At 70.5% G+C, this 14,319-nt stretch carries 13 protein-coding genes; 10 read left to right on the top strand and 3 right to left on the bottom strand.

All coding sequences use genetic code 11. The features are described 5' to 3' along the window. Positions 1–71 precede the first annotated feature (71 nt). The 5 genes from CHF16_RS37315 (at position 72) to CHF16_RS37295 (ending at position 6,100) form a co-directional block, all read left to right on the top strand. The gene (locus tag CHF16_RS37315) at positions 72–650 is read left to right on the top strand and encodes a DUF5753 domain-containing protein (RefSeq protein ID WP_089330912.1); all 579 of its coding nucleotides are present in this window, start codon (positions 72–74) and stop codon (positions 648–650) included. Between the two features lie 43 nt (positions 651–693). Then, positions 694–822 carry a DUF397 domain-containing protein gene (locus tag CHF16_RS37310; RefSeq protein ID WP_342750155.1) on the top strand — a complete coding sequence of 43 codons (129 nt, stop codon included), beginning with the start codon at positions 694–696 and terminating at the stop codon, positions 820–822. A 102-nt stretch (positions 823–924) separates the two neighbouring features. Continuing rightward, a complete protein-coding gene (locus CHF16_RS37305; RefSeq protein ID WP_143228285.1) occupies positions 925–4,182 on the top strand; it encodes a type I restriction endonuclease subunit R in 3,258 nt (1,085 codons plus the stop codon). 60 nt (positions 4,183–4,242) lie between these two features. Beyond that, a complete protein-coding gene (locus CHF16_RS37300) occupies positions 4,243–4,956 on the top strand; it encodes a M48 family metallopeptidase (protein ID WP_218827022.1) in 714 nt (237 codons plus the stop codon). A gap of 55 nt (positions 4,957–5,011) precedes the next feature. After that, positions 5,012–6,100, top strand: a complete 1,089-nt coding sequence (locus tag CHF16_RS37295) for a hypothetical protein (protein ID WP_143228283.1) — start codon at positions 5,012–5,014, stop codon at positions 6,098–6,100. Between the two features lie 11 nt (positions 6,101–6,111). On the opposite strand, the gene CHF16_RS37290 is transcribed toward CHF16_RS37295, so the two are convergent. After that, positions 6,112–7,962 carry a type 1 periplasmic-binding domain-containing protein gene (locus tag CHF16_RS37290; protein WP_143228282.1) on the bottom strand — a complete coding sequence of 617 codons (1,851 nt, stop codon included), beginning with the start codon at positions 7,960–7,962 and terminating at the stop codon, positions 6,112–6,114. Between the two features lie 297 nt (positions 7,963–8,259). Between CHF16_RS37290 and CHF16_RS40705 the strand changes: the two genes are divergently transcribed. The 4 genes from CHF16_RS40705 to CHF16_RS37275 all read left to right on the top strand — a co-directional run bounded on the left by CHF16_RS40705 (position 8,260) and on the right by CHF16_RS37275 (position 12,586). Continuing rightward, positions 8,260–8,400 (top strand): hypothetical protein, encoded by a 141-nt coding sequence (locus tag CHF16_RS40705; protein WP_179271891.1) that lies wholly within the window; start codon positions 8,260–8,262, stop codon positions 8,398–8,400. Positions 8,401–8,815: 415 nt separating this feature from the next. Further along, positions 8,816–9,445 (top strand): HNH endonuclease family protein, encoded by a 630-nt coding sequence (locus CHF16_RS37285; protein ID WP_089330907.1) that lies wholly within the window; start codon positions 8,816–8,818, stop codon positions 9,443–9,445. Positions 9,446–9,529: 84 nt separating this feature from the next. Then, complete coding sequence (locus tag CHF16_RS37280; protein ID WP_089330906.1) at positions 9,530–10,297, top strand: hypothetical protein; 768 nt, start codon at positions 9,530–9,532, stop codon at positions 10,295–10,297. 69 nt (positions 10,298–10,366) lie between these two features. Then, complete coding sequence (locus CHF16_RS37275; RefSeq protein ID WP_089330905.1) at positions 10,367–12,586, top strand: hypothetical protein; 2,220 nt, start codon at positions 10,367–10,369, stop codon at positions 12,584–12,586. On the opposite strand, the gene CHF16_RS37270 is transcribed toward CHF16_RS37275, so the two are convergent. Beyond that, positions 12,583–13,143: an HXXEE domain-containing protein gene (locus CHF16_RS37270; RefSeq protein WP_089330904.1), complete on the bottom strand. Its 561-nt coding sequence runs from the start codon at positions 13,141–13,143 to the stop codon at positions 12,583–12,585. The two genes, CHF16_RS37275 and CHF16_RS37270, sit on opposite strands and share 4 nt — an antisense overlap. Before the next feature lie 111 nt (positions 13,144–13,254). On the opposite strand from CHF16_RS37270, the gene CHF16_RS37265 reads away from it, so the two are divergent. Next, positions 13,255–13,623 (top strand): DUF1330 domain-containing protein, encoded by a 369-nt coding sequence (locus tag CHF16_RS37265; RefSeq protein ID WP_089330903.1) that lies wholly within the window; start codon positions 13,255–13,257, stop codon positions 13,621–13,623. On the opposite strand, the gene CHF16_RS37260 is transcribed toward CHF16_RS37265, so the two are convergent. Next, a complete protein-coding gene (locus CHF16_RS37260; RefSeq protein WP_089330902.1) occupies positions 13,580–14,140 on the bottom strand; it encodes a hypothetical protein in 561 nt (186 codons plus the stop codon). The two genes, CHF16_RS37265 and CHF16_RS37260, sit on opposite strands and share 44 nt — an antisense overlap. Positions 14,141–14,319: the final 179 nt, after the last annotated feature.

Below are 14,319 nucleotides of genomic sequence, written 5' to 3'. Positions count from 1 at the left end.
CGCTTGGATCTGCTTGAGCCGTGTGCCGTGACGAATGGCACGCACGGTTCTGAGGGGGCGGGGACGCAGTAATGCGTCCCCGCTACCCGACCAAGCAGTACCTCCAGTACGAACGCGGAGCCACGAACATCGAGGTCTACCACGGCAAGACCGTCCCGGCCCTACTGCAAACCGAGGCGTACATGCGCGCCCTGGTCGCCGACAGCGATCCGAAGGTGGACATCGCGACAGAGACCGAGGCGCGCTTGAAGCGACAGGAGATCCTCGCCAAGGATGAGCCGCCTTACCTCTGGGTCTTGCTGGACCAAGAGGTGTTGGAGTGCCACGTCGGCAGTCCCGAGGTGATGGCTGAACAACTCGCTTACCTCATTGAAGTCGGTCGCTTGCCGAGGACGGCCGTTCGTATCGTTCCCCGGTCGGCGGGGCGACATCCCGGGCATGATGGGGCGATCCAGATACTCCGAGTAGGCTCCAGGGAAGTGGCGTACGTCGGTGCCCAGCTCGGCGGACGGCTGATCGAAGGCGGAGATGAGATCGCCGCGCTCTCGATTCGATTCGCCCAGATCGGTGCTGTGGCGCTGTCGAAGGACGACTCTCGGAGCCTGATCGAACGGACGATGAGGGCATATGTGGATGATCGAGTGGCGTAAGAGCTCCCACAGCGGCGGCGACAGTGATCCTGCGTGTGTCGAGTTGGCGGAGTCGGTCGGCCGGGTGTGGGTGCGGGACTCCAAGGATCCGGAGGGGGCGCGGCTGGTGTTCGGGCGGGAGGCGTTCGCCGGGCTGCTGGTGCGCGTGAAGCGCGGGGAGCTTGGCCTCTAGTGGCAAATGTCGGCCTGCTTGAGATTTCCGTGGCCCGTGGGGACGCCGGAGCGGAATGATGGGGTCACCGTGAGCCGCCGATGACGTGAACGGGGGACGCCGTTGTCCGGGCCCGAGTATCTGCAGGTCGAGAAGCCGCTCCTTGATCAGCTCGGCGATATGGGCTGGACGGTCCTGGCCGGGGCTCCGGCTGGGGCGTTCACGCCGACGGACCCGGCGGCCTCCGAACGCGAGTCGTTCGCCGAGGTGCTCCTGGAGGCGCGGCTGCGGGAGGCGATCCGGGACATCAATCTGGGCCCGGACGGGCGGCCGTGGCTGGACGACGAGCGTGTCTCGCAGGCGGTGTCCGAGCTGACGCGGGTCGGTGCGGCCGGGCTGCTGGAGGCCAACGAGAAGGCGACCGACCTCCTTGTCTCCGGCGTGGCCGTGCCCGGCGTGGACGGGTGGGACGGCGGCCGTGACCAGCGCGTCCACTTCATCGACTGGAAGCACTGGGGGCGCAACGACTTCGTCGTCGTCTCCCAGTTCCGGGTGGACGTCCCCGGCACGCAGGGACGCAAGCACATCGTCCCCGACGAAGTGCTGTTCGTGAACGGCATCCCCCTGGTCGTCGTCGAGTGCAAGAAGCCGGGCCGCGGCGACGCGATCACCAGGGCCGTCCAGGACATCCGCGGCTACGCCGGGCAGCGGAACACCCGGACGCCGGCGGGCAACCGCAAGCTGTTCCACACCGTCCAGTTGACGGTCGCGACCTGCGGCGAACGCGCGAGGCTCGGGACGTTCACCGCCGGGCCCGAGCACTACATGCCGTGGCACGACCCGTACCCGAGGACGGACGCGGAGATCGCGGCCGGGCTCGGATGCGATGAGAAGTCCGTGACCGAGCAGAACCGCCTGGCCGCGGTGGTGCTGTATCCGGAACGCCTGCTGCAGATCGTCCACGACTACGTCACGTTCATGACGCTCGACGACGGAACCCGCATCAAGGCCGCGCCGCGCTACCAGCAGTACCGCGCGGTGGAACGCGCCCTCGACCGGCTGCTGACGGGCGAGACGAAACCGGCGAACGGCGAGCGTGACGAGCGCGGCGGCGTCATCTGGCACACGCAGGGCTCGGGCAAGAGCCTCACGATGACGTTCCTCGTCCGGCGGATGCGGTCGATCGACGAACTCGCCGACGTGAAGGTCGTCCTGGTCACCGACCGGACGCAACTGCAGCAGCAGCTCTCCAAGACGCTCAGGCTGACCGGCGAGGAAGTGCAGGAGGCCAAGAGCGTCAAGAGGGCCAAGCGGCTGCTGTCCGAGGACGGGCCGGGCATCGTCGCCGTGATGATCCAGAAGCAGCAGGATGTCGCCGCGCGGAAGGCCGACGGCGAGCTGAGCGAGTCGGCCCCGTCACTCGGCGAGCTGAACACCGCGGAGTCGGTCGTCGTGCTCATCGACGAGGCGCACCGGTCGCACGGCTCCCGCCTGCACATGAACCTGCTCGAAGCGCTGCCGAACTGCGCCCGGATCGGCTTCACCGGCACGCCGATCATCATGGGCAAGAAGAAGAAGACGAGCCAGATCTTCGGCCCGGTCATCGACCGCTACCTGCTCGCCGACGCCGAGCGGGACGGCGCCGTCGTGCGGATCTTCTACGAGGGCAACACCGTCAAGGGCGCCGTCCGCGACGGCCGCGACCTCGACGAGGTCTTCGAGGACATGTTCGCCGAGCGGACCGACAAGGAGCGCGAGGAGCTCCAGCGCCGGTACGCGACCCGGGGCGACGTCCTCGAAGCGGAGGAGCTGATCGAGGCCAAGGCCCGGCACATGCTGCGCCACTACGTCGCCGGGGTGCTGCCCGGCGGGTTCAAGGCGCAGGTCGTCGCTAACAGCAGGGAGGCGACGATCCGGTACCGCGAGGCGCTGATCAAGGCGCGGGACCGGCTCGTCGCGGAGGCGGAGAACGTCCCGTCCCGCCTGCTCGGCGTCCCGCTGGACGAGCTGACCCCGCGCCAGGTCGTTCTGGTGCAGGCCCACAAGAAGCTCGCGCTGCTGCGCGCCATGGACTTCGTCCCGGTCATCTCCCCGGGGACGGACGACGACGAGGCCCGCTTCGCCGAATGGACCGACAAGCGCCGCCAGGAAGAGCGCGTCGAGGCGTTCAAGAAGCCGTTCCCGGACGACCTCGGCGAGGGCGACAGGCCGATCGGCTTCCTGCTCGTGAAGTCGATGCTGCTCACCGGGTTCGACGCGCCGATCGAGCAGGTCCTCTACATCGACCGGTCGCTGAAGGAGGCCGAGCTGCTCCAGGCCGTCGCCCGCGTCAACCGTCCGGCCGAGGGCAAGAAATGCGGCTACGTCGTCGACTACTACGGCGTCGCCAACCACCTCGCCGAAGCGCTCAAGGCGTACGCGGCCGAGGACGTCGACGGCGTCCTGTACGACCTGCGGGAAGAGGTCGCCAAGCTCGACCCCATGCGGCGCAGGCTGCGGGCCCTGTTCACCGAGAAGGGGGTCGAACCGTCCGGCGGCACCCTGGAGAACTGCGTCCTGTCGCTGGAGGAGGGGGCACGGTTCGACCGGTTCGAGGCCGAGCTGAAGCGGTTCCTCACCACAATCGACGTCATCCTCCCCGAGCCGATCGTCAGCCCGTACCTGCCCGACGCCACGCTGTACGCGGAGATCGCCATGCGGGCCCGGCGGCGCTACCGCGTCGACGGCGGCGACTTCGATCCCTCCGCCTACGGCGCGAAGGTCCGCGACCTCATCGACGAGCACCTGCGGTCGCTCGGCATCGACGAGAAGCTGCCACCGGTGTCGCTGACCGCCGACGACTTCGAGGAGAAGGTCGCCGCGCTGCCCGGCGCGCGGACCCGCGCCTCGGAGATGGAGCACGCCGTCCGCGACCACATCGAGGTCAACCGGGGCAGGGACCCGCGCCGCTACCGCCTGCTCAGCGAACGGCTCGAAGAGATCCTGCGCGAGTACGCCGACGACTGGGAGCAGCAGGCCGCACTGCTGACCGACCTCGTGGCGGAGCTGCGCGCCGACCGTCCCGCGCAGGACGACGACCCGCTGTCCCCGCCCGAACAGGCCATCTACGGGGTGCTGCTGGAGGCGACGGCACGGGACGGGGTCGTCCAGCCGGAGACCGACCAGCAGTTGCGTGACATCGTCACGAAGGTGATCGAGCTGGCGGTGCGGATGACACACCGCCGCGACTTCTGGCGCAGGCCCACTGATCAGAGGGACTTTCGATCCCACGTCGCGCAGTGCCTCTTCGCGAAGGACGTGGAGATCACCCTCGTGCCGGAACTGGCGGACCAGATCGTCGACGTGATCCGGCACTGGAAGGAGGACATCCCGCGGCCGTGACGGCGATGTCCCGGTGCGCCGGTCGCGGGAACGTCGGCGTCCGGTGGCAAGCTGGGACCCGTGGACGGTCGGGCGGCCGTCGAGATCGTCAGGGTCGGTGATCTCGACGTACAGGTGCGGGTGAGTGAGCGGCGTCGCCATGTCCGGCTGACAGTGGAGCGGGATGCCGCCGTCACCGCCGTCGTGCCACCCGGCGTCGATCGGGCCGAACTCGTGAAGATCGTCAAGAGCCGGCGGCGCTGGCTGTACGGCAAGCTCGCCGAACGCCGGGAACTCGGCGAGGCCAGACCGGAGCGCGAATACGTCTCCGGGGAGGGCTTCCCCTACCTCGGCCGCAGCCACCGGCTCCTGATCGTGGACGCGGCGCCGTCACCCGTCCGGCTGATGCACGGGCGCCTGGAGTTGCGCCGGAACGCGCTCGATGACCCGGCCGCGGCGCTGATCGGCTGGTATACGCGGCGCGGCCAGGACTGGCTGCCCAGGCGCCTGCGCCCCTGGGCGGAACGCATGCAGGCGCCGCATGCCGCGCTGAGGGTGCAGCCGCTGGGCTACCGATGGGGCTCCTGCTCGCGGGACGGGCGCCTGAACATCCACTGGGCGACGATGCAACTGCCGCCCGACCTGATCGACTACGTGCTCGCGCACGAGGTGGCGCACCTTCACGAGCGCGACCACGGTGAACGGTTCTGGCGGCGCGTGGAGCGGGCCATGCCGGACTATCGGGCCCGCCGCACGCGCCTCAAGCGCCTTGGCCCGGATCTGTGGCTTCCCTGACGGGCGGGCGCACCGAGTTGTGGATCATGGAGTCATGTGAGAGGTTGCGTTCCCTGTGAGCACCCAGGAGGAGCGTCACGTGCGCGTGCGCGGGAAGCGAATGGCCGAGTGGGAGCGGGCCGCCGGGGTCGCCGGTCTCGTGACGCTGGCCGTCTCCGTTGCGTTGGCGGTGCTCGCCCCTGACCTCGGTCGGCCCCGGGAAGGGGGCGGCATTTCCGCCCGGCACGGGCTCGGCTCGGACGAGCGGGCGCGGGCCACCGAGTGGGGCACGCGTCAACTGCTCGCCCTGAACACTGCGGACCTCACGCGGCCCGGAGAGCTTCGGCGCATCGCCGACTCCATCGCCACTGACTCGCTGCGGAACGACTTGGTCGGGGACGAGAAGCGCTCGATGGCGCACCCGCGGGACAGATTGGCGGGAGCGCGGGTGTCCACGTTCCTGCTCAGGGCCAGCGGACGCGGGCATCGGAGCGCGGGCGACCGGGACGCGGGTGCTGATTGGGCGTTCGCGATGGCCGTGGTCCGTGGTACGACCGCCGGACGGGACGGTGCACCGGTGCCGACCGTACGCCGCTACGACGTTCAGATGGTGCTCACACCAGAGGGATGGCGTTTCGACTACTTGAACCTGTATCCGGGCTCCGTCGCCACCTGGCTCGTGCTCACGTCCAGTAAGGGTAAGCCCACGGACGACATGCTGTTCAGGCGCGAGATCACAAGCAGCATGCGTGTGGTTCTGGGGAATCCGCCCGATGCGGGTGATGGGCGCCCGACCCCGGAAGAGCGGCGTCGCCGGCTGACCGGTGACGGCTTTCGGCGATACTCCGCCTGGCTGGCTCGGATCGGGGTCCGTGGCGGCCAGGCCGACGGCAGTGTCGCGCGCACTGAGATCATCCGGCGCGAGCGCGACTCCGCCGAGCTGCTGATGTTCGTCAACGTCACAGACCCCGACCCGGCTCCAGCCACGGTCATGGTCCCCACCGGCGACGACAGGTTCCGGACGATTGCGCCGCCTGCGCGTCCAGCATCGGGGCGAGCGTTCCCCCGGACGGCGCCTGTGCGCTCAAGGTCACCGTGGTCCGCGAGGACGGCAAGTGGAAGATCGACCGTGTGGTGGACGCCTGATCCGTGCGGAGTGAGGTGACGGCTCCAAGCTCACGACGCCGATCCCGAGGTCAGGGGGCTGCGGGGGAGGGTGACGGGTTCCGGGGGAACGTTGCGGTTGATGCGGTCGCCCGTGGTGGGGTCGATGCTGAAGTAGCCGCTGGCTCCGTTGATCCCCGTGTCCTTGAGCAGGCCGAGCTGGTTGCAGACGCCGAACAGGTTGGGCAGGGCGCGGGGAGTGGTGACGTTCTCGACGGCTTTGCGGATGGCGGTGACGGCCGTCTGGACGGCGTCGTGGGCGGTGATGGCCCATCCGGTGTCCAGGTCGGAGATCGGGAACCGAGCCTTGGTATACGCGGTCTCGAAGGCTTCGTAGAGGTTCTGGCCGGCGTGGGCCTTCAGCTGGATGGGGTCGGCGAGCGGGGTGTAGACCACTTCGATGGGGACGGCGGGGTCGCCCAGGATCGGGGGATGCCCGCTGTAGAGGTCGGGGCTGGCGGAGCGTTGCAGTAGTGCGCCGTCGGACCCGGTGACGACGGTGATGGGGTGGGCGCGTTCGGGCCGGTTGTGCAGGGCGCGCAGGAAGTCCTTGAGGTTCTTGGCGCGTCCGCTGAAGTAGACGAGTTCGGTCTTGCCCAGTTGCTGGGCGATGGTGTCCAGCGCCTGGGAGCCGCCGCGTGGGGCGTAGGGGTAGTAGCTGGCCGCCTTGAGGTGCTGCTGCTTGCGATGCCTCTGGAAGGTCTCGGCGAGGGAGCGGGCGTAGGTGTCGGCGGTGCCGGCGCTGGTGTTGCTGACGCTGACCAGCGCCGCGGTGGCCGGGGCCGGCTTCAGCTGCTTCGCGATGGCGTTGAGCTGCTCGGTGTTGCTGATGGCCACCCGGGCCAGGCACATGCCCTTTCCCGCCTCGGCACTGTTGGCGATCTTGGTGAAGTGGTCGGCGGTGATGATGTCGCCGACCATGGGGATGTCACGCTTGGCCAGCCACTGGGTCGCCTTCGCGGTCTCGTCCTGGCTGAGACCCAGGCCGGTGACCGCGAGCAGGTGGTCGGTGCCCTCGGGGTCCGTCATCTTCTCCAGCGGGCGGACGGCCTCCTCCCAGTGGATTTCGTTGGCCCCTTGGTTGGCCACCACCAGCCGGATCTTGGGACGTTTGCCGGGGTCGTTGTTGGCCCTGATCTGGGCCATGTAGGCCCCCCGCAGTTGGGGGACCGTACGGGGGTCCAGCGGGGTGTCGGGGTCGGCGGCGGTCAGGGGCGCCATGAAGGCCACGGTGGCGTAGGTGCCCGGCCCGTCCTTGGTGGCGATGTCGTTCTGCTCCCCGATGAGCTGCATGACCGATTCCAGCTTGGGTCCGAAGACGCCGGGATCAGCCGACTTCTTGGGAACGGCGACCCCGACGCATTGCCGATCCGTCCATTCCAGATGCTCATGGTCGCCGCAATGCCCGCTCGTCCGGAGCAGGACGGTGAACACGACGGCGGCGATGAGCGTGGCGCCGATCGCGATGGCCGCCGGTCGCGAGCGCCAGTCCGGCTTCTTCCACCTGATCCTTCCGGTCCGGCGCGGCTCGCTCGTTTCTGTTTCGCCGGTCGATGAACCGGCCTCTTCTGGCGGTGCCCCCACCTTGACGCGCTCCCACGCCTGGATCCACTCAAGGTGATGTTTCTCGGAGACTCCGCAAGCCAGGACGAACGCGCTCAGCGGCTCCTTCTTGATCGCGCTGTTCCCCCTGACCATCGCATGGGCGGTGGCTCTGGGGACGTACGTTCCGGCCTTCTTGGCGTTCGCCTCGATCTGGTGGTAGCTCAACCCGGACAAATCGTAAAGTTCCCGCAGCTTGTCGCGCAAATCGTTCAGAGTTTTCACTTTGTGGAGGTTCGGGACTTCCGGGGGAGGGAGCATGGCCGGTGCCTTCGCGTCTGATCGCATCTGAGAGTGTCCAAGTGCATCCGAAAGCGTAGAGAACCGCAGCGCACGGCGCTGCCCAAGTCGCCGAATCGACCGGTCCGGATCCAGAGACGGACGAGTTCCGCCGAGACGCTGCGCAGGTGAGCCCAGGCGTCGATCCAGGTTCTGCCGGAGATGTCCCGCTGGTCGTCGGCCAGTGGAATCAGGTGCTCTGATGATTTCGAGCTGCGCGGTTCATCCGGCTCCCACATGCATGGAAGAGCGCCCGGATCCACGAAAGGAAATGTCGTCATGACCGACCGTCCCCCTCGCGAACATGAGGGTTGCCCGGCAGAAGAGCGTTACTGGAGGATTCGCGTCGGGCTGGAGTTCGTTCGTTTCGCCCTGGCGATGTTCATCGACCATTTCTGGGAGATCCTGCGGCGTCACTGACGCCTGAAATGACGGAGTGGCGGGCCTCCTGCCCCAAGACGACCGAATCGTGCAGGCAGGAGACCCGCTCACTCTGAATTCCCGCTCGTCAGGGCGTCATGCCGGGTGCCGCGGTGACTCTCGGGTGGCCGATGTGCATGCGGTGGGGGCCGTGCGCGCCGCCTCACCGAACAGCCTCCGGCAGCACCTCCGGCCGGCGATGCTCCTCGGCGGCCCGCGGGGCGCGGAGCTCCGTCGGCGCGTGCTCGCCGCGGAGAGGCCCTGGCAGGTTGCGACCAAGGGCAGGGTCGCGTGTGGGCAAAGCGTGATATTTAAGGCAATTGCCCGAAATGTCACCGTCGCAGTGCCGCCGTTCCCGATCCCCCTCGGGGCGCCCCCCGCCCCGGCCGGGAGCGGCCGCGGAAGGGCTCCCCCGATGCGACGACTCCTGCCGTATCTGCTCCCGGCCGTGCTGGCCGCGGCGCTGATCGCCGTCCTGGACGCGCCGGCGTCCGCGACCCCGCCCAACATCCCGTCCGCCGCCACCGCCGCGAGCCGGCTGGCGTCCCTCACCGTCGCCGCCGAGTCGCACCAGAGCACCTACGACCGGGACCTGTTCCCGCACTGGATCACGATCTCCGGCGCGTGCAACACCCGCGAGACCGTCCTCAAGCGGGACGGCACGAACGTCGTCACCAACTCGTCCTGCGCCGCGACGTCCGGCTCCTGGTACTCGCCCTACGACGGCGCCACCTGGACCGCCGCGTCCGACCTCGACATCGACCACATGGTGCCGCTCGCCGAGGCGTGGGCGTCCGGTGCCTGGGCCTGGACGACGTCCCGCCGCCAGTCCTACGCCAACGACCTCGGCGGCCCCGAGCTGTGGGCCGTGACCGACAACGTCAACCAGAGCAAGAGCGACAAGGACCCGGCCGAGTGGCAGCCGCCGCGCGCCGCGTTCCGTTGCACCTACGCCCGTGCCTGGATCCAGGTGAAGTGGTACTACGACCTCACCGTCGACAGTGCCGAGAAGAGCGCCCTCACCTCGATGCTCGGCACCTGCTGATCCGTCCCGACCCGCCGCCCGGTGGAAAGGGCGGCGGGCCGCCGGAGCGGGACGTCCAGAACAAGACTTCTAAAATCCCCGGGCATGTCGCTGTCGCACCTGCCCGACTCGGCGCATCCGCGGGTCGCCGTCGATCCGGCCCTCTCCGAGGACGAGCGGCGGAGGCTACGGGAGAGCCAGGACGTCCTGCCGCCGGGGACCAGTCCGCCTCCCGGCCGGTTGCACGGGCTCATCGGCGGTGCCGCCGCCCGCCTCGCCCGCAGGCTGCACGGCCGCTACATCGTGGCCGCCGACCTCGACCCCGACGCCAAGATCCTCCTCTGCAGGGCGCAGGACGCGATCGGCGCGGTCCTGGAGTCGGAGGTGAACAAGGCCGGGCTCCTCGACGGCATGGACAACGCGCTCACCCTCCCCGCCGAGGAATGGGACATCGCCCAGACGCTCGTGACCCATTCCCGGATGCGGGAGGAGCAGCGGGCCCTCCGCGAGTCCGATCTGACCCCGCTCGAGAAGTCTCGGTTCGCTCCGCAGCGGGACGCCCTGCGACGCTCCGTGGCGGCGGTGACCGCACGGATCGAGGCGCTGGAGGAGTACGCCGCGCGGACGGCGGCGGCCGATGCCGTCTACCGGAGGCAGCGGCGCCGGACGCTGCCGCCGCCCGACCGCGGCGCCGAGATGGCGGAACTGCAACGGCGGAACGAGGCGTACGAGGAACTGCTGGCCCGCACCGCCGCGCACGAGCTCGCGACCGAGCGGATCGAGGAACTGGCCGAGGACGCGTCGGAGATCGAGGCCGCGCTGCGCCGGGCCGCCGACGCGGGCACCCGCCTCGGCCCGCCGTCCGCCCCCTGACGTCCGGCGGGCGCGATGTCACCGCCCGCGGCTAGGGTGACCGGCGATCAGTCGACGGGCGGGAGAGCAATGGCGGCCACCGGGCTTGACGGCATGGACGACATCGACTGGGCGTCGCTCGGTCACGCCTACGGGCCGGCGGATGACTTCCCGCAGACGCTGCGCGATGCGGTCGGTGACGATGACGAGCGGGCCGGTGAGGCGACCGAGCACCTGTTCAGCAGCATCTACCACCAGGGCACGCTGTACTCGGCGACGCCGCGGGCCATACCGTTCGTCGCCCGCCTCGCCGCCGATCCCGCCACGCGCAGGCGCCACAAGCTGGTGGGCCTGCTCAGCGCGATCGCCGACACCGATGACGCGGCCCCGGAGATCCTAGCGGACGTCCGCGCCGCCCTGGCCCGCGAGGCTCCGCTGCTGATCCCGCTGCTGGACGACCCCAACGACGACATCCGGCACTACGCCACCTCCTTGCTCGGCAACCTTCCGGACTCGTGCGCCGCCGAGGTGCTGCCCGCGCTCCGGGCGCGCCGGGCGAAGGAGCGGTCGCCGCGCGTGGTGGCGGGCCTGCTCGCCGCAGCCGGCCGCCTCGACCCGCAGGGCAGCGCGGACTGGCTGGCCGACGAGGCGGCGGGAGGCTCCACCGCCGCCCGCGCCGGAGCACTGTGGGCGATCGCCGACAACGACCTTCCCTGGCCGGACGCCGCCTCGGAGGCGGCCGCCGAGTGCTGGATGGAGGGCGAGCCGCTGCACGGCTGGATCTGGGCGGACGACCCCTTCGACGACATCGCCGACCACATTGACGGCGCGTCGTTCGTCGTCCTGGCCCGCACCCTGCTCGACCGGGGGCCCGCCGACTCCGCGCGGACGGCCGTCGATGCCGCCTACCAGCGCTGCGTGCGGTCGCGCCGGGCCCGCGCCGAGATGGTGCCGGTGCTGAGGGCGGGCCTCCGGCACCCCGACCTCGATGTCCGCGTCGCGGCGGCGACCGCGATCCGCGACGTGCGCGAGGCCGCCGTGCAGACCGCCGACGCCCTGGCCGGGATCGTCGCCGCCGGACCGCCCGCGGACACCGGCTCGCCCGAAGCCCGGGTCTTCGACGCGGCCCTGGAGACGCTGATCGAACTCGGCGACCCCCGCTGGCGCGAGCCGTTCCTCGTCGCTCTCGGCGCCGGCACGGTGACCACCGACGCCATGGAGCTGCTCATCGACACCGGTGTGCCCGCCGACACCGAACTCCTCGCCGCGACACGGCGGCGGCTGGCGGCGATCCCTCTCGGCGAGCCCGCGGACTCCGGCGGTAACACAGAGTCCGGCGGTAACACAGAGTCCGGCGGTAACACAGAGTCCGGCGGTAGCACGGACTCCGGCGGGTACGACGCCTACCTCGGCAGGATGCGCCGGCACAACGAGGTGAACGGCCTGACCCGGCTGCTGCACCGCTGGGGCCCCGACGCGGCGGAGGCGGTGCCCGAGCTCGTCCGGCTCGTCCCGCACGACAATGGGTGTTCGGTCCGGGCCCTGGCGGCGATCGGTTCCGCGGCGCCGGCGGCGGTGCCCGCGCTGGCCTCGACCCGCGACGACCCGGACGCGTCCTGGCGGCTGCGCCTCGACTGCGCGCGGGCCGTCGTCGCGATCACCGGCGACACCGCCCAACTGGCCGCCTGCATCGCCGAAGCCGCGACGACCGATCCAGTGCTGGCCGCGCAGACGGCCGTCGATAACGATGTGCCGCTTGACGATGTCCTCGCCGCCCTGCGCGCGCTTGCCTACACGGCTACGGAAGACGAACCGTCCGCCATCAGGCAGCGGCTGGAGGCGGCGCGGCTGCTGCTGCGCGCCGGCGACAAGGCCGGGGACAGCGACAGGGCCGCCGCGCTGGAGGCCGCCGCCGACGCGATCGACAGGGGGCGCCACACCAGGGACGCGGCCGATCTCGCCGGACTGGTCGGGCCCGACGCCGAACCGCTCCTCCCGCGCCTGCGCAAGCTCCTCGGCGACTGGTTCACCGACACCGCCGCCGCGCTGGCGATCCGCCGCATCACCGGCGACTCCGTCCCGCTCGTGGACGCCGTCCGCCGCAACCTCTCCACCTTGGGCGGCGGTCCGTGGCTCACGGCGATGCTGCGCGAGCTCGGCACGGACGCGGCCCCGCTCGTCCCGGACCTGCGCGCGCTGATCGACGGCGACGCCGCGATCCCGGGTGTCGGCGTTTACGGCCGGCAGGTGCGCCAGGACAAGGAGGAGCGCCGCGAACTCATCGCCCTCCTCCCGAGCCTGACGGCTTAGCGCGGCCCGGTGGCAGGCGCGCCGTGACGCGTCGCCCGGCAGATGCGCCGCCCGGTGATGCGCCGGGCGGCCAGGTGCGCCCCGGCGACGCCGGCGGCGGCGAACGTCAGGCCCAGTGCCGCGTGCCACGCCCGTGCGGGACGTAGCACGCCCCGGCGCCGCAGCCGAGCGCGGGCCCACACCGTGTAGGGGACGACCACCAGCGCCGAGGTGACCGAGCCGGGCGTGTACTGCCGCAGTGCGGCGGCCTGAGCGAGATGGACCAGACCGTGCAGTCCGAACCCGGCGAGCGCGGTCTGGTAGGTCGCGGACCGTCCGCCGGTGCGCCGCCCGTCGACCGCGGCCCCGGTGACGAGCGCTCCCATCAGTGCGACCGCGACGGCGAACTCGCGCTCGTCCACGGACTCCATCCACCGCCAGAGCCGTTCGGGCGCCTCCGGGAAGCGTTCGCGCAGCTCCGGGACGTGCGCCCGGATCCAGCCGGGGCCGGCGGCGACCTCTTCCGTGTCGTGCACAGCCCACGCGACCAGCAGTCCGATCCCGGTCTCACCCAGCATGCCGCCCAGTTTGTCAGGGCCTCCGCTCCTCAGGGTTCCGCGCGGCTTCCCGGACGCCGCTACGAATGTCATTCTAGAATCGTCTTCAATCACGTCTGCGGGAGGTGCCTGATGGCGGTGGATCCGACTGGTGCGGGGCTCAAGCGGTTCCTGTCCGAGGACCCCGGCGGGCCGGTGGTGATGCTGAACCTGCTGCGGTTCCGCGAGGGCGGCCAGGCGAGCTACGCCCGCTACTCGAAGGTGGTCGGCGAGACCATCCTCCCCCGGTACGGCGCCGAGGTCCTCTACTACGGCAAGGGGTCGACCGCCCTGGTGGCCGAGGACGGGCAGGCATGGGACGCCGTCCTGCTCGTGCGGTACCCGTCCCGGGAGGTCTTCGCCCGGATGGTCGCCGACCCCGACTTCCAGGCCGTCGCGCACTTCCGCACCGAGGGGCTCAGCGAGGCGGTGCTTCAGGCGACCGTCCAGGTCGGCGGCTGATCCGGCCCCACGGCTTGGCCACGGCGAGGACGGTCGCGAAGGTCAGCGCCGTCAGCGACACCGCGGGCGGGTAGAACAGGTTCGAGATGAACTCCGGTTCGGCCGCGCCCGCGGTCAGGGTCCGGCCGTAGTCGCCGACCTCGTCCATGCCCGGTTGCAGCAGCACCAGGATGAGGGTGCACAGGACCAGGTTGAGGACGAGCTTGACCGCCACCCACCAGTAGCGCAGCAGCCCCCAGCGCGTGCCGAGGCCAAGGATCAGCCCGGTGACGAGGCAGATCAGCCCGGACGCCAGCATCGGCCACACGACGAAGGTCGCCAGCGCCTCGTAGGCGAGGCCGCGCACGTGGTCCGTCGTGCCGAAACGTCCGGTCAGTACCAGGACGGCCACCATGACGTCGATCCCGATCCACGCGCCGGCGGACACGATGTGCACGATCAGCGTCGTCTTGCGCCAGCGCCTGCCGAGGCGGAAACGGGGGTCCTGCCGGACGCGGGTGCGTTCCTGTAGCGCCATGTCAACGGTCCTTTCCGTGCGGTCTGACATGACGATGCCGGTCGGGTTCCGGGGGTGTCGTCACGTGCGCGGCGGCTTCGCGCGTACGACGGGCGGCGCAGCGGGGGCCGCGACCGGTACCACCGGGGAGGTAAGCCGGGACAGTGAACCGGGACAGTGAGCCCGGGACAGTGAACCGG

Source organism: Actinomadura meyerae, assembly GCF_900188445.1.
Lineage (GTDB): Bacteria > Actinomycetota > Actinomycetes > Streptosporangiales > Streptosporangiaceae > Spirillospora > Spirillospora meyerae.
This window is presented reverse-complemented; position numbering and strand designations above follow the sequence as displayed.